Here is an 18,502-nt window from a genome sequence, read left to right as displayed (position 1 = left end):
CGGAACGCGGGTCACGCGTCGGCGCCGGTGGATGTGCGGGATATGCGGTGGCGGGCGCCCGGGTGGCCGGGCGAGGTGCGCGGCGCCGCGTCGAGGTGCCCGCTCATGCGGCTGGTCCGTCTTCGGTGGGAGGGCCCGTCCGCCGGGGACGCACGATGTCGGTGAGGGTCGTCTCCACGCGGTCCAGGTGGTGGCTCATGGCGTCCACCGCGTCGTGTTCCCGGCCGTCGGCCAGGGCCTCGACGATCGCCCGGTGCTCGCGGTCGGACTGCTCGCGGCGTCCGCCCAGCTCGTTGAGGAAGGCCGACTGGCGCGCCAGCGCGTCCCGGATCTCCTCGATGACCCGGCGGAAGACCGGGTTCTGCGCGGCTTCGGCCACGGCGAGGTGGAAGAGCGTGTCCATCGCGACCCAGGCCGTGGTGTCCGTCTCCCGCTCCATGCGGTCGAGCAGGTGGGCCAGGTGGTCCAGGTTCTCCTGGGTGCGGCGCAGGGCCGCGTAGCCGGCGACCGGGATCTCGATGTGGCGGCGCACTTCGAGCAGGTCGCTGGCCGCGTAGTCGCCGAAGGTGGGGTCCTCCACGGCGTTCGCGACGACGAAGGTGCCCTTGCCGGTCCGCGAGACCGTCAGGCCCATCGTCTGCAGCGCGCGCAGCGCCTCGCGCAGCACGGGCCGGGACACCTCCAGGGTGCGGCAGAGCTCGGCCTCGGAGGGAAGCTTGTCGCCGATGGCGTACTCGCCGCGCTCGACGGCGCCCCGGAGGTGGGCGAGGACCGCTTCCATGGCGCTGACGCGCCGCGGGCCACGACCACCTGTCTGGCTGTCTGACAGGTTCACGGGAGCGATGGTGCGTCCTGCGGGCCGGGACTGTCAAGGCGGACGCCGGGGGCGGCGTCCGGGACGTGCGAACGGGGTGCGGCGACCGTGCGCGGTCGCCGCACCCCGTGGGTGATCGAGAGGCCGCTCAGCTGCTGAGCGTGCCGGTGCCGAGCAGTCCGAGGAGCGTCACGCCGATGACGATCCGGTAGATCACGAAGGCGTTGAAGGAGTGCTTGGCCACGAACTTCAGCAGCCAGGCGATGGAGGCGTAGGCGACGACGAAGGACACGATCGTGCCGACGGCCAGCGGGGCCGCGCTCACGCCCGCGCCGAGGGCGTCCTTCAGCTCGTACACGCCGGCGCCGGTCAGGGCCGGGATGCCGAGGAAGAAGGACAGCCGGGTGGCGGCGACGCGGTCCAGGTCGAGGATGAGCGCGGTGGACATGGTGGCGCCGGAGCGGGAGAAGCCGGGGAAGAGCAGGGCGAGGATCTGCGAGCAGCCGACCCACATCGCGTCCTTGAAGGACGTGTCGTCCTCACCGCGCTTGTGGCGGCCCATCTGGTCGGCGGCCCACATCACGCCCGAGCCGACGATGAGCGAGCCGGCCACCACCCAGAGCGAGGCGAGCGGGCCGTCGATGAGCGGCTTCGCCGCCAGGCCGACCGCGACGATCGGGACGGTCGCGGCGATCACCCACCAGGCGAACTTGTAGTCGTGGTGGTAGCGCTCCTCGCGGTTGCCGAGACCGCGGAACCAGGCGGAGACGATCCGCTTGATGTCCTTGAAGAAGTACACGAGCACGGCGGCGATGGCGCCGACCTGGATGACGGCGGAGAACCCGACGACGGACTTGTCGTCGACGGGAATGTCCATGAGCCCCTCGGCGATCTTCAGGTGACCGGTGGAGGACACCGGGAGGAACTCGGTCACCCCCTCGACGACTCCGAGGACGACGGCCTGACCGACGGAGATGGCGCTCATGAGATCCAGTTCTGGGGAGAGTGGGTCGACAGTGCTGTGGCTGCTGTGGACAGTACTTGCTGTGTCCCGCCCTGCGGCAACCGCCCGACGCTACAGGGCTCCGGCGAGCCAGACGCCGCCGGAGGCCGCCGCGAGCCCGGCCACCACGCTCGCCACGACGTTGACGGCGGCGTAGCGGCCGGCGCCGGCCTCGGTCAGCCGCAGGGTCTCGTAGGAGAACGTCGAATACGTCGTCAGCGCCCCGCACAGCCCTGTGCCCAGCAGGAGCCGCAGCTGGGGACCGGCGGAGGCGGCGCCCGCGAGCAGCCCGAGGATCAGGCAGCCGGTGACGTTCACCACGAACGTGCCCCAGGGGAGGACCGAGTCGTGACGCGCCTGCACGGCACGGTCGGTGAGATAGCGCAGGGGCGCGCCGACCATGGCCCCCGCGACGACCAGCAGCCAGTTCACACCTGCTTCTCACCCTCCGGTTGTGCTTCGTCCGGTTCGGGCGTACCCCCCGTGTACCGGACGACCTCGCACCCGTCCAGGGTCACGAGGCGGTCGCCGACCAGTCCGTCGAGGTGCGGCAGGAACGCGCGGACCCGCTCCTCGCTGTCCACGACGACCACGGCGACCGGCAGGTCCTCGCTCAGCGACAACAGGCGGGAGGTGTGGATGCGGGAGGAGGCGCCGAAGCCCTCGATGCCGCGGAAGACGCCGGCCCCGGCGAGCCCGGCCGCGTGCGCGCGGCGCACGATCTCGGAGTAGAGGGGTTTGTGGTGCCAGGTGTCGCCCTCGCCGAGGTAGACGGTCAGCCGGAGTGCACGGTCGGTGAGTGGCGTCATGGCTGCCTCCTGATCAGCACCCGGCGGGTGGCGGCCGAGCCGAGCCACACCGCCGTGAGGGCCGCGCACAGCGTCGCGGCGAGATAGCCGAGCCCGAGGCCGGGACGGCCGGCGCCGAGCAGCTCGCGGATGTCGACGGCGTAGGTGGAGAAGGTGGTGAAGCCGCCGAGCACGCCGGTGCCGAAGAAGGGGCGGACGAGACGGTGGACGGCCCGTACCTCGGTGATGATCACCATGAACACGCCGATCACCGCGCAGCCGGAGACATTGGTCCACCAGGTCGCCCAGGGGAAGCCACCGGCCGGAGTGGGCCAGGCGAGGGTGAGCCCGTAACGGGCCGACGCGCCGAGGGCGCCGCCGAGCGCGACCACCGCGATGACGGGTGCCTGGGCACGCCACTCGGACCGCCACCGGTGTGCGGGGCGGCCGCCGATGCTCTCGGCTTCCGGGACGGTCATGCTCGTACGTCTCCTGTCCGGCCCGCCGCGACGGGCTCGCACGCCTTCCGGTCCGGTCCGCCCCGACGGGCTCGTACGGCTCCTGCCCGGTCCTGTCCGGCCCGGCCCGACGGGCTCGTACGGCTCCGGTTCGGCCGCTCCGACGGGTGATCACGGCCGGGCTCCAGGGTAACGCCGGGACGGTGCCGGGCTCACCCGGTGGGCGGCTGCGCGCAGACCGCGAGACCCGGTTCCCAGAGACTGCCGAGGACCAGGTGATCCCCCGTCGTGCAGACGCTGGTGACCATGCGGAAGCCGGAGCGGCGGCGGGTGAGGTGACGGACGGTGTGGCCGTGGTCGTCGAAGGCCAGCACACCGATCGTGCCGCCCGGCCGGAACGGGGCGTGGACGGCGGCTCGGGCGGCGGCGCGGCGGACCGCGGCCGGGGTCCGGTGCAGTAGGTCCAGCGGGGGGACGCGCGGGGCGGCGAGGGCGACCCAGATGGGGCCGTCGGGGCCCGCGCGCCAGAGGTTGTCCGGCATGCCGGGGAGCGTGGCGAAGAGCTCGGCGTGCCCGGCGCGCGGGCCGGTGAGCTGGTAGCGGGTCAGGCGGCAGGCGCCGGTCTCGGCGATCACCAGGAAGGAGCCGTCGGCGCTGACGGCCAGCCCGTTGGCGAACTGCAGCCCCTCCATCAGGACTTCGGGTTCGCCGCCGTCGGGCGCGAGCCGGAGCAGCCGGCCGGTGCCGGAGTGTTCGACGATGTCGCCGATCCACCGCTGGAGCGGGTGCCGGCGGCTGGAGACGGTGAAGCAGACGCTTCCGTCGGCCAGGGCGACGACGTTGCTGCAGAAGCGGAGCCGCTCCCCCGCCACCGTGTCGGCGAGGACGCGGACGACACCGTCGCCGGGCCCGACGCTCAGCAGGCCGCGTTCCGCGTCGCACACCAGCAGGCTTCCGTCGGCGGCGAGTTCGAGCCCCAGCGGGCGGCCACCGGTGTCGGCCAGCACTTCCACCCGGGCGGTGTGCGGCCGGCCGAGGCCGTGGACGCGCAGGATGCGGCCGTCCTCCACTCCGGTCAGCACACGACCGTGCGCATCGACGACCACGTCCTCGGGTCCGCGGGCGCCGAGGGAGACGTAGTGCAGCGGCCTGAGCGGGGTGGGTCGGTCCATGTGCGGTGCCCTTCGCCGTCGGGTCGGCCGTCCCGGCACTCGCGCCTTCGGATCGGCCGGATCGGCCGGTGATCGTACCCACCGGCCGGTCGAGCGTGCGCACCGGCCGGTCGAGCGTGCGCACCGGCCGGTCGAGCGTGCGCGCCGGCCGGTCGAGTGTGCGCGCCGGCTGTTTTCCGTACCCCGCGGGCCGTCGCCCGTGCTCACCAGCCCTTCTCGAACATCCGGGTCACCTCGGCGATGCGGATCTCGTCGCGCCGGTAGTAGGTGCGGCAGCGGCTGCGCCGGGTGCGCAGCAGGCCGAGGCGGGTGAGGAGGTCCAGGTGGGCGGCGGCGGTGCGGCGGGGTACACCGAGCTTGGCGGCGACGGCACGGGCGGTGACACCGATCCGGGCCGGGTCGCGGTGGTACGCGGCCGGAAAGTGGACCGCCGGGTCCTTGAGCCACTCCAGGATGGTCCGCCGAATGTGCCCCGAGGCAGTCGCCGTCATCCGTCCGCCCTCCCTCCGGGCATCCCCGTACGCACTCTTCCCACTGTCGCGCCGACGACGCCGTCACGTCCGGCAGTCGGCGGCCGTTGTCCGGTACCGAACGGCCGTGCGCCCGGACAGCCGGCCCGCGGACCTGGCTACGCGGGCGGGTCCGCACGCCGCGCGGGGCCGGGCCGGTCGTGGCCGGTTCCCCGGTGGCCGCGTCACCCTGGGTGGCCGCGTGACCCTGGGTGGCCGCGTCACCCTGCGTGGCCGCGTCACGTCATGGCCGCAAGCGCGCGGCCGGAGCGCCCGCGGCATCCTGACCGGATCCGGTCGGGACCCGGGCCGGGATCCGGTCGGGACCGGGGTGGGGACCCGGGTCGGGATCCGGTCGGGACCCGGGTCGGGAAAAAGGTCGGGATCCGGTCAGGATCGGAGAAGCCGCGACGGGCTGCCCGGCTCTAGCGTTGGAGCACCGGCGAGGAACCCGTCGGACCACACAGCCGAAAGAGTGAGTCCCATGACCGCAGGCCTGCAGACGATCATCTACCCCGTCAAGGACCCGGAGCGGGCCAAGGCCCTGTTCACCGCCCTGCTGGGTGTCGAGCCCTTCGTCGACGAGCCGTACTACATCGGTTTCAAGGCCGCCGGCCAGGACGTCGGCCTCGACCCGAACGGGCACGCGCAGGGGATGACCGGGCCGGTGCCGTTCTGGCACGTGACCGATCTCCGGGAGCGGCTCGCCGCCCTGCTCGATGCGGGCGCCACCGTGCTCCAGGACGTGCGGGACGTCGGCAACGGCAGGCTGGTCGCGTCGGTGAAGGACGCCGACGGCAACCTGATGGGACTGCTCCAGGATCCGTCGGCCTGAGGCGCGCGGCCTTCCGCACAGCACACTAGTTGCACACTCAACGATTGGCCGGATCGGTGCTACGGTGCGGGTATGGCAGTCAAGACGGCCGACTCCAGGCTCGAGGAGCGGTGGCGGGACATCCTGTCGGTGCACGCACGCACGATGTGCGAGATCGATCGGGCGCTGCATCCGCACGGCCTGGGTGCCAGTGACTTCGAGGTGCTGGACATCCTGGCGTCCGAATCGCCCGAGCGGGGCGACCAGTGCCGGGTGCAGAACCTCGTCGGCCGCGTCCATCTCAGCCAGAGCGCGCTCTCCCGGTTGATAGGCCGGCTGGAGAAGGACGGTCTGGTGGAGCGCTCCGTGTGCGCCGAGGACCGGCGCGGCGTGTGGGTGGCGCTCACGGGCAAGGGCCGCGAGCGGCACGGCGAGGTGCTGCCGGTGCAGCGCGCGGTGCTCCGGCGCATGCTCGCCGCACAGGAGCGCTAGCACTCCGGCTCGGGGCGGGCACTCCGGCTCGGGCGCGAGCATTCCGGCTCGGGGCGGGCACTCCGGCTCGGGCGCGAGCATTCCGGCTCAGGGCGCGTGATCGTCGGCCCGGGGGGTCACCCCTCGGTGGGGGGACGTTGCGGACCACCCCCGTCCGGCTGGCGGTCCGCCGGACGGCTCGGCGGGATCGGGCCACCGGGGTAGTCGCGGGGTCCGGTCCACAGGGCGGGTACGGCGTCGCAGCGGCGGCACAGTTCGTAGGCGATCGCCTCGTAGTTGACCCGCCAGCCGCGAAAGTGCGGCCAGGCCTCCGGCGCGGTGCGCCGGGACCGGAAACCGGCCGTCTCCAGCATCGCCACCGCGGCGTCGAACTCGGCGTAGGAGAGCCGGACGGGCGCCCGCGGCGACGGGTCGGCGTCGAAGGGCATGCGCAGGGCACGGGCGATGTCGCGCAGCGCGGTGAATCCCGCACGCAGCACCAGCCGGGCCTCCGCGGGGGCGAGCCGCGGATCGAGGGCCAGCTGGAGGGCGGCCGCGTCCATCACGGCGATCAGCCCGACCAGCCAGCTGCGGTGCGGCCGCGGGGAGCGGAAGGTCAGCAGGATCGGGTACGTGGAGTGGCTCTCGCCCATGTCCGCGGCGAGCCGCTCCCAGGCGCGGTACAGCTGAGGCAGCGCGGTCTCCGTCTCCACCAGCCACTGCCGGGCGAGGATCTCCGGTCCCCAGGCGGGCTCGCCGGCCCGGGCCTGGAGCAGGGTGACCTCCAGTTCGCGGCGGTTGTAGGCGGCGTAGAGCGTGGGCAGATAGGCGATCTGGAGGGCGATCAGAACGGGTCCGGTGGCCGCGGCCATGAAGTCGACCACCGACAGCTTCAGCCGGGCGCCGCTGGCGAAACCGAGCGTGAACAGGCTGGAGCCGGCCTCGCGGAAGGCGGTGGCCCAGGACAGCGGGGACAGGGCGTACAGCAGGAGCCCGAAGCCGAGCAGGGCTCCGGCGAGCCAGCACGCGAGCATGCCGATCAGCATCAGCGGGGCGAGCCAGGTCTGCGCACGGTCGACGGCCTCGTATCCGCTGCGCGGGGCCGCGAGCCGCAGCGCCCTGCGCAGCAGCCACCACAGCCGGAACACCAGCGCGGAGTAGAGGCCGCGGGGTACGACGAGGGTGCGCAGGATGCTGCTCAGCACCAGCGCGAGGACCAGTGCCCCGGCCAGGCCGGAGATGAGTTCCATGGGCCTATCTTGGCGCCCGGAGGGGCGGGAGCCGCGGTGCGGCAGGCGGGTGTTTCGCCGGGCCCGCAGGGGCCGCTCCGCCCGGTGTGCGTGCCACTTCGGCCGACCGGAGGAGCGGCGACGGGGTGGACGGAGGCCGGCGCGCCGGACCTCCTCCCACCGGGTCAGCGGGCGAGCAGGGTGCGCACTCCTTGCGAGGTGAGCGTGAGTGCGTGGCTGGAGCTGCCGTCGATGGCGAGGGAGAGGTCCTCCTCGGGCCACTGCGAGGCGAGCGCGCCCAGCGGGATCAGGCGGTAGCGCGAGACGAACGGCAGCAGCTCGGCCATCTCGCCCTCCGTGGTGAACACGGGGACGACCTGGTCGCCGCTGGGCTGTTCGAGAACGGGCAGGGCCAGCATCGTGGCATCGGCGCCCTCACCGTCGACCGCGTCGTCCGGAACCGGAACGAGCACGTCGGTGTGGGCGAGGGTGGTCAGGGCGGCCTGGTCATCGGCGTTCACGGTCAGCGCGTCCAGCGCCTGCTGTGCCGACGTGGGCAGGTCTTCGTGTGCGGGTGTCTCCATGGCAGATCCCCTGGTAGCGGCTGTCTTACGGGCCGCCCGGACGGGTTCTTGCCCGGGCGTGCTCCCGCCTCGCGTACCCGGTGGGGTCCGGGGCATGCGCGAGGATCGGCGGGGTCCGGGACGAGCTGAATATCGACATTTCCTCGTTGCGGCCGCGTACGCCCGGATCTCCGCCCGCAGGCCGGGGTGACGGAGGTGCGGCCGGCGGTGAACTCCGGATCACCGGTCCGCCTCCCGGATCACCGGTCCGCCTCCCGGTTCAACGGTCGAACTCCTCGTGGATCGGGGTCTTCGGCTCTTCTCTCAGATGCAGGGAGAGTCCGGGCTTGCCACCGCGCCGGGCCCTCGTGTCCTGCGCGCGTGCCGGAGCAGTGCGAGGCGGCTGGTCGTCCCGCACCTCGTCCGCCTCCGGCTCGCCGTCGGCCCGTGAGGGGGTGTGCTCACTCATCAGGACCTCCCGTCCCATTCACCCCCGTTCGATCACCCCGAGTACCCGCAGACGGCCCACGCCACCGGCCGGCATGGCCGTGACGCGGTCGCGGACTCCGCGGTTCCCGACAGATCGGCCCGGCAGAGTGACTTCCCTCACAGGGGTGCGGGCGACTATGCATGCCGGTTAGTAGATGCCGGCTCATCGATATATAGGACTTGTCCGACTTGCCGTGTGCATGAGTCACCGTCCGGGCGGTCGAACAGCATCCGTTCGACGCCCTCCCCCATCCGTCGGCAGCGGCGGGTTCCTGACGCGACGACAGCCCCGGGCAAACGTCGCTACAGCGAACGCGGCACCTGTTCACATCACCTGGCAAGGGCCGTGCTGCTCTACGAAGTGAGTTAGTAGAAGGGCCTCTTTGCGCTCACTGTGAAGGCGTCCTGAGAATGAGCGCTCAGCGATCACCGAGTGAGGTTGACGATGGGCCAGCACCGCAGGACGACGCATCACTACAGGCGAATAGTCATCACCGCCGTCGCCATCGGAACCGTGGGCGTGCCATCGGTCGCCCTTGCCTGTTCCGACTGGCCGGACGGCGGGCAGGACCCGTCCGGCGCCGCGGCGACGGCGCCCCTGGAGCCGGCGGGCGCTCCCGGACAGGAGGCGCCCCCCGCCGGGCAGCAGCCGACCGCCGCTGAGGTCCCGGCGCAGCCGGGCACGCCCATGCTGCCGCCGGGCGTCCCCACGCGGCCGCCGGGCGCACCCGCACAGCAGTGGAAGCACGCGCACCACCAGCACCACCGCAACGGCCACGCCGCCGGCGCGCCGCGAACCGCCGCGCCGTCCGGTCCCGGCGCCGCGGCTCAGCCGAGCGCCGGGGAGAAGACCACGGCCCCCGGGGCCGACGCGCCCGCCGCCCCCAGCGCGCCCGAGGCCACCGCTCCGGCGCCGGCGGCCCCCTCCGCGCCGAGCACCGCGAAGCCCTCCGCGCCGAGCACCGCGAAGCCCTCCGCCACGGCGTCCGGAACGACCGCCCGGATCCTGCAGCTCGTGAACGCCGAGCGGGCCAAGGCCGGTTGTCAGGACCTCACCCTGAACGCCGAGCTGACCAAGGCCGCGCAGGCGCACAGCGCGGACATGGCTGCCCACCAGAACATGTCGCACACCGGATCCGACGGTTCGGCCCCGGGCGACCGCATCACGCGGGCCGGCTACACCTGGAGCAGCTACGGCGAGAACGTCGCCTACGGCTACTCCACGGCGGAGCAGGTCATGTCGGGCTGGATGTCCAGCCCCGGCCACCGGGCCAACATCCTCAACTGCTCCTTCAAGGAGATCGGCGTCGGCCTCGCGCAGCCCAACAGCTACTGGACGCAGGACTTCGGCACGGCCCGGTGACCAGCGGCCGGTGAGGCCGTCGCGTCGGCACACGCCTGATGCGACGGCCTCGGCGACACCCCTGGTCCGGAGCCTGACAGCCCACCGATGCCGATCGCCGGGAGACCCCGGGCCCCGTGCGGTCCGCTCCGCCGTGTGGCGCCCTCCGCCGTGTGGCGCCCTCCGCCGTGTGGCGCCCTCCGCCGTGTGGTGCGCTCCCCCCCTCACTCGCTCCGCGGCGTGGCGCGCTCGGGGCCGGTCCGGTCGGCGGCGAGGATGGCCGTCGGTGAGCGAAGACGGCTGGGAGGCGGCTATGACCGTGAACCGTGTCGGCCTGGTCGTGCACGGGGGGCGTGCCGAGGCGGTGACCGCCGCCCGGGCGGTGCGCGAGTGGTGCGCCGAGCACGCCGTGGGCTGTACCGACATCGACGTGTGGCAGGAGGGCGAGCGGCACAGCACCCGTGAGGAGATGGACACCGCGGGCGACCCTGACCTCATCGTCACCCTGGGCGGCGACGGCACCTTCCTGCGCGGTGCCCGGCTGGCCGCCGCGAGCGACATCCTGGTGCTCGGCGTCGACCTCGGCCGGGTCGGCTTCCTGACCGAGGTCCCGGTCACCACGGTGCGCGAGGCGCTGGACGCGGTCCGGGAGGAACGGATCACCGTCGAGAGCCGGATGCTCCTGACGATGCGGGCGTCGTGCCGGCTGGAGGTGCCCCCGCAGATGGAGGGGCTGCTGCGGTACGGGCGCGGCCCGCTGCTGCCGCCGCCGCGGGTCCGCACGGAGTGCGAGGTGGGCGGTGACTGGGGCATCGCGCTGAACATCTTCGCGCTGAACGACATCGTGCTGGAGAAGCTGGCCCGGGACCGGCAGGTGTCGGTCGGGGTCTATCTGGCCGGCCGGCTCCTCGCCAGCTACTCGGCCGACGCGCTGCTGGTGGCCACACCGACGGGCTCCACCGCGTACAGCTTCGCGGCCGGCGGTCCGATCGTCTCGCCCCGTGCGGAAGGTCTGATCTTCACGCCGGTCGCGCCGCACATGGTGTTCAACCGCTCGGTCGTCGCCGCCCCCGACGAGCCGATCGCCCTGCGGGTGCTCGAGCGGTCGGGTCAGGCGGCCGTCAGCATCGACGGCCAGCTGCGCGGTGTGCTGAGTCCCGGTGACTGGATCGGCGTGTACGCCGCTCCCCGCCGGTTGAAGGCGGTCAGGCTGGGTCCGACGGACTTCTACGGCCGGCTGCGCGAACGCATGAATCTCACCGACGCGCCGGCCGCGCTCGCCGACGGGAGTGCCGCCCCGCTGTGGCCGGTGACCACTCCCCCGCCCGGCGACCTCGAACACCTCGCGCTGCCCCCGGTGCCCGACGACTCCTCAGGGCACTCCTGAGCCGGCGAAGCCCGAGTGACGCGACGCCGTCCCCGCCGGGGCAGGGCCGTACCCGCCGGCGTGTTGCCGCCACCGCCCTGCCGACCGGCGCTCAGGGCAGCGCTCGTACGAGGACGAGCGCCCGGTTCAGGAAGGGCTGCCGGCGCAGCCGGCCGTAGCACTCGTCCCGGGCGCCGGAGTCGAGGTCGTGACGCACGGAACTCTCCGGCTCCTGACGCCCGTACCGCAGGGCCGGAGGGGGCCGGGCCCCACGTCCCCTCCCCGACCGTGGCGTCCCCGGCGCTCGGGCGGGCGTGCCGCCGAGCGCCCGGCGCCGACACCCCGGGTGCCACCGGGAGGGCGTCCGGCGGATGTTAGGTTCGCGGCCGGAGCAGACGGGACGAGGAGGTGGCCCATGGCGGCTCTGGCTGGGCGACCGGCCGGACGGAGGACCTGCACACACGCGAAGCCACGCCCCCTGCGCCGCTTGCATGGCTCGCGCTGCGTTCGGTGCTCGTGCCGCGGGTGCCACATGTGCCGCGAACACGGCGTGGCCCGGGTCGACATGACCCGCGCTACCGGCCACGCCCCGAGCCGCGCCGGCCGGATCGGACGGGTCGGACGGGTCGAGCGGGTCGGCCGGATCGAACGGGTCGGGCGGGTCGGGCAGGACGGGCGGATCGGGCGGATCGAACGGGTCGAGCAGGTCGGGCTTAGTCCCGTGGGAGCAGCCACGTGACCAGCCGCGTCACCCTCGTCTCGCCCGCCACGAGTCCGTCGCTGCGGCAGGCCCGCTTCTACGACGGCGACTCGCTCGACGACGCCGGCGCGGCCCGGGCCCGCTCCGCGGCCGGATCGCTGCGCGCGGCCTCCCGTGTGCTCTCCTCCGCGAGCCCGCGCTGCCGGGACACGGCCGGGGCGCTCGGCCTCGATGCCGTGGAGGCGGCGGAGTTGGCGCCGCTGGACATGGGCCGCTGGCGGGGCCGCACCCTCGAGGAGGTGGCGGCCGCCGAACCGGAGTCGGTGGGCCGCTGGCTCGCCGACCCCGGCTGGGCGGCACACGGCGGCGAGTCGGTGCGGGAGGTGTGCGACCGGGTCGGTAACTGGCTGGAGACGGCGCGGGACACGGAGGGCCGCACGGTCGCCGTGGTCGAGCCGGAGGTCGTACGGGCCGCTGTCGTCCATGTGCTCGGTCTGCCCCCGGCGGCGTTCTGGCGGCTCGACGTGGAGCCGTTGACGGCCACGGAACTCAGCGGGCGGGCCGGCCGCTGGAATCTGCGGCTCGGTCGGCCGCTGGCCGCGCCGTAGCCCGCCCCGGCCGCGCCGAGAACCTGCGGGCGGACGGAGGGCCGCGCACGGTCACCGTCTGTGTGCCGGGGGGCCAGATCCCGGTGCCGGCGGGGCAGTTCCGCCAGCGCGCAGCGCAGGCAGTCGCTCTCCTCGGGCCACCGAGGCGCCGCTGCACCTGGAGGGTGTTCCGGGCAGTGCGACGGCACGGTGGCGTGCCGCTCGTGGCACTCGGCCGGGTCCTAGACGCGTGCTTCCGGCTCCCGCAGGAGCTGCTCCGACCGCTTGGCCGGCCGGGCGGGCACCCGCACCCGGGCGCCCCGGCCGCCGATCTGGCGGCGGCCGGCGATCAGTTGCCCGTACTCCTGGACGGTGAGGGCGGCCGCCTCGCGGCCCCCAGGGTGATGCGGCGCGGCCGCGGGTGTCCGGCCACTCGGTTCCTCCGCTGCTCGCCCGGTCGGTGCCCGGAAAACGCGACAGGGCCCCCGGATGGTTCCGAGAGGCCCTGGTGTCGCAAAAGCGTTCGGCGCGTTCAGTTCGAGGCGGGAACCGTTCGCCCGGCCGGTACCGCGGCGGGCTTGGGATTCAGCTGCCGTTCCGCCAACTCGCCGAAGAGCAGGCCGAATCCTCCCCACAGGACGCCCTGGATGGCCACTGCGGACAGCCGGAACCGCCACAGCAGATCGGCCGGGAAGTTTTTCGGCACCTCGTTGACGACCGGCAGGAACTCGTAGGCCAGGCCGATGACGACGGCGAAGGCGGCCACGCCCACCACGGTCGCCCACCACGTGCCCAGCGACGGCGCGAGCCGCTTGCCGAGGATGGTCGCGGCGACCGCGAGGAGGACGCTGAGCAGCATCATCAGGAAGTACAGGGTGGTCCGCCTGCCGATGGTGTCGGGGTCGCCGACCGACGGCGGGTTGGCCGGGTACTTCAGGAACGGGACCACGTACACAGCGAGCAGCGCACAGCCGGACAGCAGCAGTGCGGTCGCCCGCGGGCCGAAGCGTCCGACGCGGCCGAGCGCGAAGCAGTACGCGAGCGCGGCGATGCCGCCGAAGGCGACCCCGTAGATCAGCACGCCGGTGGCGAGGCCGGCGGTGGACTGCAGGGAACGGGAGACGATTTCCATCTCGTGCTCGTGTGAGTGGGCGTCCTCGAAGCTGATCGCCTTGTCGACGCTCGGCTCACCGAGCAGGTAGGCGGCGACCAGAGCGAGCACGCCGGCGGCCAGACCGGCGAGCATGCCCCGAACGAGGAGGTTTCTTACCGTTGCGGAGTTCATGGGTGTGCGGCGTCCCTCGGGTCAGTGGCAGGGGAAGCCGAGGAGGTGGCGGGCGTCGTGCACCCACTCGTGGACGTCCGTGCCACTGAACACGGAGGTGGCGCCCTGCTCGGCGCCGACGAAGTAGAGCAGGACGAGCATCAGGATGCCGAAGAACGCCGCCCAGGGAGCAATCGCCTTCAGCGGCAGCTTGGCGGGGACGACGGGGGTGGTGGCGGTCGGCGGGGCGACGGTCTGCGCCATGGCAGGGCCTCCTCTGGGAGTTCGCGTCCCATCTCGGTGGTGCACTGGACGACGGCCACGGGTCTGACTCGCGAAACGTCTCCAAGGGCGTCTCGCACACAGTGGCGCGACCGTGCCGGATTCCCACCGGCTTCCGTCTCGCCGTCGTCGATATCGGACAGACCGTACCGCGTGACGCGTGCACGGCCAAGACCGCACCACCCGGCGTGATCTTCCTCTCGCACCGGGTGGCCGCGCCCGGGAGGACCGGGTCGGCGGCGCCGCAACACCCGCCTCCGGGAGGGGATCCGGGCCCGGCGGGGGGCGACGGTTCAACTCGGCGGACCGCCTACGCCTCCCCCCGGCAGGGACGACCGTTCGGCTCAGCAGGCCGCCCTGCCCGGCGAGGGCGAGGGCCCGGCTCGGCGGACCGCCTCCCCAGGCAGGGACGACGGTTCTCATCGGCAGACCGCCTCCCCCGGGAGGGGCGACCGTTCGGCTCAGCCGGCCGTGTCCGGGGCGGTGCCGGGCCCCGCAAGTCCCAGTTCCCGGTCGCCGAGCGGAGCGAAGAAGCGTTCGACGTCGGCGTCGGTCACCTCCGCGAGTGTGGCCGGTGACCAGCGCGGGTTCCGGTCCTTGTCGATGACCTGGGCGCGGATGCCCTCCACGAGATCGGGCGTGCTCAGGGCGGCGCAGGAGACGCGGTACTCCTGGTCGAGGACCCGTTCCAGCGACCCGAGCCGCCGGGCGCGGCGGACGGCGGCCAGGGTGGCCTTGAGGGCGGTGGGCGACCTGGTGAGCAGGGTCTCGGCGGTCTCCTTCGCGTCCGGGCCGCCGTGGGCGAGCAGCCGGTCGAGGATCTCCTCGACCGTGCCGGCGGCGAAGCAGCTGTCGATCCACTCCCGCCGTCCGGCCGACTCGCCCTGCGGCGGCGGCTGCTCATGCCGCGCGACGGCGTCTCGTGCGGGCATGTGGGCGAGATCCTCGACGAGACGCCGGAGCGCGCCGGACGGTACGTAGTGGTCGGCGAGCCCGCACAGCACGGCGTCACCGGCGCCGATCCGGGCGCCGGTCAGCGCCAGGTGGGTGCCCAGCTCGCCGGGTGCCAGGCCGAGGAGACGGGTGCCGCCGACGTCGGGCACGAAGCCGATGCCGGTCTCGGGCATGGCGATCTGCGAACGTTCGGTGACGATCCTGACGCTGCCGTGCGCGGAGATGCCGACGCCGCCGCCCATGACGATGCCGTCCATGAGGGCGACGTACGGTTTGGGGAAGCGGGCGATGCGGGCGTTGAGGTGGTACTCGTCGCGCCAGAACGCGGCCGAGGCGGAGCCGTCCCCGTCGCGGGCGTCGTCGTGGACGGCGCGGATGTCGCCGCCCGCGCACAGGCCGCGCTCGCCCGCACCGGTGACGAGGACGGTCTCGACGGCCGGATCGTGCTCCCACGCCGTCAGGGCCTCGTCGATGCGGCGGACCATGCTGTGGTTCAGGGCGTTGAGCGCCTTGGGCCGGTTGAGAGTGATGTGGGCGGCCCGGCCCCTGATGTCCAGCAGGACGGGCTCTTCGGTACCGGTCATCCGAATGCCTCCGTCAGGCCACGGGCCACGATGACGCGCATGATCTCGTCGGTTCCTTCCAGGGTCTGCTGCACTCGCTCGTCAGGGTCCGGTGAGGGATCTACGGAGTCGGGCCGGCGTCCGGACGCGCGTCGGTCGCCGGATCCGGCAGGTAGCTCGCCAGGCCGCGCAGGATGATCTCCAGACCGATGTCGAACCTCTCGTCGGACGAGTCCGTCACCATCACACCGGCCAGGGCGCGCAGATGAGGGAAGTCCGCCGCCGGCAGGGACGCGAAGTAGTTCTGCATCTCGCCGGCCATCTCGCGCCAGTCGGGGCGGGCCGGAGAACCCTCACCGCCGTGCTGGGCAGCGCGGTCCAGCCACATGCCCTCCTCCAGGACGAACCCGTCGATGTACGTGGAGATGAGGTCACCGGCCTCCGCCGCGATGCGGTCGGGCAGTCCGGCGGTCCGGAAGAGGCCGAGCAACGCCTCGACGTGCGGCAGCAGTTCCGCGGTGAAGGGGACGTGGGCCATGGAGATCCTGGCCATGTCACGGTGCGCCCGCAGGCACTGCCGCCAGGAGCGGGCGTACTCCCCCACCTGCTCCTGCCACCGCTCAGGATCGGGTTCGGGCTTCTCGAAGCCGCCGAACAGCCGGGTGTACATCAGCTCCAGCAGGTCGTCCTTGGAACTGACGTGGGCGTACAGGGCGGAGACGGCGACCTCCAGCTCCGTCGCCACCCGCCGCATCGACAGCCCGTCGAGGCCCTGCTGGTCCAGCACGGTGAAGGCGGCCTCCACGACCCGTTCACGTGACAGCGGGGCGCGCGCCGGGGCCACCCGGGCGCGAGCCGGGCGCTCGCGCTCCCAGGGGGACGGCGGTGTGGAGGTGGGGCCGGGGGTGGACGGCGGAGGGGGAGGTGGGGGGGTGTCGGCGGCCGCGTCGGTCATGGGGACAGTCTAGGCATCGGGAGAACAGTGTTCTCCCCAACCGAGCGGCGTTCAGGAACGGAAACGCGATATAGCTTGTCTGCCCGCAGGCATTGCGCTATATCTTAATGAACGCTGTTCTCTGGATGAGCGACGTTCTGCTACGGTGAACGCCGTTCTCCTGCTGTTCGGCCGTCCGGCTCGCGGACCCCATGCCGCCCGGCCGGGCAGTCGCATCCATCCGTCCCACCGCGCCGGGTCGTCACCGCGGCGCGCCATTTCACGAGGAGTCCCGATGTCCACAGGTGTCGCGTCCGCCGAGACGCCCACCGACTCCCCAGCGCCCTACCGGTGGCGCTGGGCTGCGCTCTTCGTGATCCTCGCGGCCGAGGTGATGGACCTCCTCGACGCCGTCGTCACGAACATCGCCGGCCCCTCCATGCGGGCCGACCTCGGAGGCGGTGCCTCCACTCTGCAGTGGCTCGCGGCCGCGTACACCCTCGCGATGGCCGTCGGGCTCGTCACCGGCGGGCGGCTCGGGGACATCCACGGGCGCCGCCGGATGTTCCTGGTGGGAGCCGCCGGCTTCACCGTGGGTTCGCTGCTGTGCGCGATATCCGGGTCGCCCGAGATGCTGATCGGCGCGCGTGTCGTGCAGGGGCTGTTCGGCGCGGTGATGCTGCCGCAGGGTCTCGGCATGATCAAGGAGATGTTCCCGCCGAAGGAGTCGCAGAAGGCCTTCGGGCTGTTCGGCCCGGTCATGGGACTGTCCGCCGTGTGCGGTCCGATCCTGGCGGGCTGGCTCGTGGACGCCGACTACTTCGGCACCGGCTGGCGGATGATCTTCCTGGTCAACCTGCCCCTGGGCACCGCCGCCATCCTCGGCGCCCTGCGCTACCTGCCGAGGGGCCGGTCCGGCACCAAGCCACGCCTCGACATCCCCGGCATGGTCATGGTCTCGCTGGCCGCGCTGCTCATCATCTTCCCGCTGGTCCAGGGCCGTGAGTACGACTGGCCCGCGTGGACGTTCGTGATGATGGCCGCGTCGGTGGTCGTCTTCGTCGCCTTCGGCACGTACGAATCGCGCCGCAGCAAGGCCGGCCTGGACCCGCTGGTCGTCCCCAGCCTCTTCCGCAAGCGCGGATTCAGCGGCGGCATGACGCTCGGGCTGGTGTTCTTCTCGGCCATGCAGGGCTTCATGCTCGTCTTCAACCTCTACACCCAGATCGGCCTCGGCTATTCGCCGCTGAAGGCCGGACTGGTGATGGTGCCCTGGTCGGGCGGCATGATCGTCGGGTTCGGGATCGCCCAGGGTGTCACCAGGTTCGGCCGGGCCGTACTGCAGGCGGGCGCGCTGGTCATGGCGGTCGGCGTGTTCGGCGTGTGGCTGACCCTGGACAGGGTGGGCGGCGGCGTGGGCCCCTGGCAGCTGCTGCCGTCACTGCTCGTCACCGGCATCGGGATGGGCCTGCTCATGGCGCCGTTCTTCGACATCGTCCTCGCCAGCGTCGAACAGCACGAGACCGGTTCGGCCTCCGGGACGATGACCGCGATACAGCAGCTCGGCGGGGCCTTCGGGGTGGCCGTCCTCGGCACCGTGTTCTTCGGTCTGCTGGGCGGGGGCATAGCCACCGCCGTCGACCACCACGCGGACGGCCTGCGGGGGAAGTTGGCCGCCGCGCACGTCGCGCCGGCCGCCCAGGACCGGATCGTGGCCGACCTGCGCAGGTGCACCTCGGACCGCGCCGTCGCCAAGGACCCTGCCGCGACGCCGGCGTCCTGCACACGGCTGGAGAAGGACACACGGTCGGCCGTGACCTCGCCTCAGGCCGGTGCCCGGGTTCCCGCCGCGTTGCAGGCCACCGCTTCATCGGCCTTCCGGAGCGGCTTCGGCTCCGTGATGAAGACAGTGCTGTGGGTCGTCGACGGCATGCTCGCCCTGACCTTCCTGCTCGCGTTCCTCCTGCCGCGCCACGCGCGCCCCGAGGAGACCGCGGGGCACTGATCCCCAGCAGGGGTACAGAGGCGGGCAAGGGGAGGTCACGGGCGGGCACTTCCGAGGACGGGTGTGCCCGCCCGCCGGCCTACCGGGAGGCGGGCGGGCCGGGACGCGGGCCCGCCGGGACGGCCACCGACGGGAGGTTCGAGGCGTGCAGCGGACCGGGGACCGCCGTCCGGCCCCGGGTCGGCGCTCGTCCGG

At 73.0% G+C, this 18,502-nt stretch carries 20 protein-coding genes and 1 riboswitch; of the genes, 6 read left to right on the top strand and 14 right to left on the bottom strand.

Annotated features, from left to right (window positions below; all coding sequences use genetic code 11):
• Positions 1–103: 103 nt before the first annotated feature.
• From ACGFT2_RS02180 to ACGFT2_RS02150, 7 genes are all read right to left on the bottom strand, one after another.
• Entirely contained in the window at positions 104–781 is a 678-nt protein-coding gene (locus tag ACGFT2_RS02180) for a FadR/GntR family transcriptional regulator (protein ID WP_393272910.1), read from the bottom strand.
• A 181-nt stretch (positions 782–962) separates the two neighbouring features.
• On the bottom strand, positions 963–1,799 hold the full coding sequence (locus ACGFT2_RS02175; RefSeq protein ID WP_393272576.1) for an undecaprenyl-diphosphate phosphatase: 837 nt from the start codon (positions 1,797–1,799) through the stop codon (positions 963–965).
• A gap of 90 nt (positions 1,800–1,889) precedes the next feature.
• On the bottom strand, positions 1,890–2,249 hold the full coding sequence (gene crcB / locus ACGFT2_RS02170) for a fluoride efflux transporter CrcB (protein WP_393272574.1): 360 nt from the start codon (positions 2,247–2,249) through the stop codon (positions 1,890–1,892).
• On the bottom strand, positions 2,246–2,626 hold the full coding sequence (locus ACGFT2_RS02165; RefSeq protein WP_393272573.1) for a DUF190 domain-containing protein: 381 nt from the start codon (positions 2,624–2,626) through the stop codon (positions 2,246–2,248). Before ACGFT2_RS02165 ends, crcB (ACGFT2_RS02170) begins: the two co-directional genes overlap by 4 nt.
• Positions 2,623–3,084: a fluoride efflux transporter CrcB gene (gene crcB / locus ACGFT2_RS02160; RefSeq protein WP_393272571.1), complete on the bottom strand. Its 462-nt coding sequence runs from the start codon at positions 3,082–3,084 to the stop codon at positions 2,623–2,625. The genes ACGFT2_RS02165 and crcB (ACGFT2_RS02160) overlap by 4 nt, the downstream gene beginning before the upstream one ends.
• Before the next feature lie 191 nt (positions 3,085–3,275).
• Entirely contained in the window at positions 3,276–4,235 is a 960-nt protein-coding gene (locus ACGFT2_RS02155; RefSeq protein ID WP_393272569.1) for an SMP-30/gluconolactonase/LRE family protein, read from the bottom strand.
• Between the two features lie 203 nt (positions 4,236–4,438).
• Positions 4,439–4,726 (bottom strand): ArsR family transcriptional regulator, encoded by a 288-nt coding sequence (locus ACGFT2_RS02150; RefSeq protein ID WP_393272567.1) that lies wholly within the window; start codon positions 4,724–4,726, stop codon positions 4,439–4,441.
• 502 nt (positions 4,727–5,228) lie between these two features.
• Here ACGFT2_RS02150 and ACGFT2_RS02145 point away from each other — a divergent pair.
• Both ACGFT2_RS02145 and ACGFT2_RS02140 read left to right on the top strand, forming a co-directional pair.
• Entirely contained in the window at positions 5,229–5,579 is a 351-nt protein-coding gene (locus ACGFT2_RS02145; RefSeq protein WP_393272565.1) for a VOC family protein, read from the top strand.
• 72 nt (positions 5,580–5,651) lie between these two features.
• Positions 5,652–6,050 (top strand): MarR family winged helix-turn-helix transcriptional regulator, encoded by a 399-nt coding sequence (locus ACGFT2_RS02140; protein WP_393272563.1) that lies wholly within the window; start codon positions 5,652–5,654, stop codon positions 6,048–6,050.
• A gap of 116 nt (positions 6,051–6,166) precedes the next feature.
• On the opposite strand, the gene ACGFT2_RS02135 is transcribed toward ACGFT2_RS02140, so the two are convergent.
• From ACGFT2_RS02135 to ACGFT2_RS02125, 3 genes are all read right to left on the bottom strand, one after another.
• Positions 6,167–7,279, bottom strand: a complete 1,113-nt coding sequence (locus ACGFT2_RS02135; protein ID WP_393272562.1) for a hypothetical protein — start codon at positions 7,277–7,279, stop codon at positions 6,167–6,169.
• A 164-nt stretch (positions 7,280–7,443) separates the two neighbouring features.
• Positions 7,444–7,842 carry an SseB family protein gene (locus ACGFT2_RS02130; RefSeq protein WP_393272560.1) on the bottom strand — a complete coding sequence of 133 codons (399 nt, stop codon included), beginning with the start codon at positions 7,840–7,842 and terminating at the stop codon, positions 7,444–7,446.
• Positions 7,843–8,101: 259 nt separating this feature from the next.
• Positions 8,102–8,290, bottom strand: coding sequence for a hypothetical protein (locus ACGFT2_RS02125; protein WP_393272558.1), 189 nt, complete (start codon positions 8,288–8,290; stop codon positions 8,102–8,104).
• 465 nt (positions 8,291–8,755) lie between these two features.
• Between ACGFT2_RS02125 and ACGFT2_RS02120 the strand changes: the two genes are divergently transcribed.
• From ACGFT2_RS02120 to ACGFT2_RS02110, 3 genes are all read left to right on the top strand, one after another.
• Positions 8,756–9,673 carry a CAP domain-containing protein gene (locus ACGFT2_RS02120; protein WP_393272556.1) on the top strand — a complete coding sequence of 306 codons (918 nt, stop codon included), beginning with the start codon at positions 8,756–8,758 and terminating at the stop codon, positions 9,671–9,673.
• A gap of 292 nt (positions 9,674–9,965) precedes the next feature.
• Entirely contained in the window at positions 9,966–11,039 is a 1,074-nt protein-coding gene (locus ACGFT2_RS02115) for an NAD(+)/NADH kinase (protein ID WP_393272554.1), read from the top strand.
• Positions 11,040–11,753: 714 nt separating this feature from the next.
• Positions 11,754–12,326 carry a histidine phosphatase family protein gene (locus ACGFT2_RS02110; RefSeq protein WP_393272553.1) on the top strand — a complete coding sequence of 191 codons (573 nt, stop codon included), beginning with the start codon at positions 11,754–11,756 and terminating at the stop codon, positions 12,324–12,326.
• A gap of 511 nt (positions 12,327–12,837) precedes the next feature.
• On the opposite strand, the gene ACGFT2_RS02105 is transcribed toward ACGFT2_RS02110, so the two are convergent.
• From ACGFT2_RS02105 to ACGFT2_RS02090, 4 genes are all read right to left on the bottom strand, one after another.
• Positions 12,838–13,590, bottom strand: coding sequence for a CbtA family protein (locus ACGFT2_RS02105; RefSeq protein WP_393272551.1), 753 nt, complete (start codon positions 13,588–13,590; stop codon positions 12,838–12,840).
• Positions 13,591–13,611: 21 nt separating this feature from the next.
• A complete protein-coding gene (locus ACGFT2_RS02100) occupies positions 13,612–13,833 on the bottom strand; it encodes a CbtB-domain containing protein (RefSeq protein ID WP_393272549.1) in 222 nt (73 codons plus the stop codon).
• Between the two features lie 36 nt (positions 13,834–13,869).
• Positions 13,870–14,014: riboswitch (cobalamin riboswitch) on the bottom strand.
• Between the two features lie 298 nt (positions 14,015–14,312).
• The gene (locus ACGFT2_RS02095) at positions 14,313–15,389 is read right to left on the bottom strand and encodes an enoyl-CoA hydratase/isomerase family protein (RefSeq protein WP_393272547.1); all 1,077 of its coding nucleotides are present in this window, start codon (positions 15,387–15,389) and stop codon (positions 14,313–14,315) included.
• Between the two features lie 100 nt (positions 15,390–15,489).
• A complete protein-coding gene (locus ACGFT2_RS02090; protein WP_393272545.1) occupies positions 15,490–16,323 on the bottom strand; it encodes a TetR/AcrR family transcriptional regulator in 834 nt (277 codons plus the stop codon).
• Positions 16,324–16,597: 274 nt separating this feature from the next.
• Between ACGFT2_RS02090 and ACGFT2_RS02085 the strand changes: the two genes are divergently transcribed.
• Positions 16,598–18,307, top strand: a complete 1,710-nt coding sequence (locus ACGFT2_RS02085) for an MFS transporter (protein ID WP_393272543.1) — start codon at positions 16,598–16,600, stop codon at positions 18,305–18,307.
• Positions 18,308–18,502 lie beyond the last annotated feature (195 nt).

This window comes from Streptomyces sp. NPDC048514 (genome assembly GCF_043199955.1).
In the GTDB taxonomy this organism is placed as follows: domain Bacteria; phylum Actinomycetota; class Actinomycetes; order Streptomycetales; family Streptomycetaceae; genus Streptomyces.
Note: the sequence above shows the minus strand (reverse complement) of the source record. Positions and strands in the feature narration are given on the sequence as shown.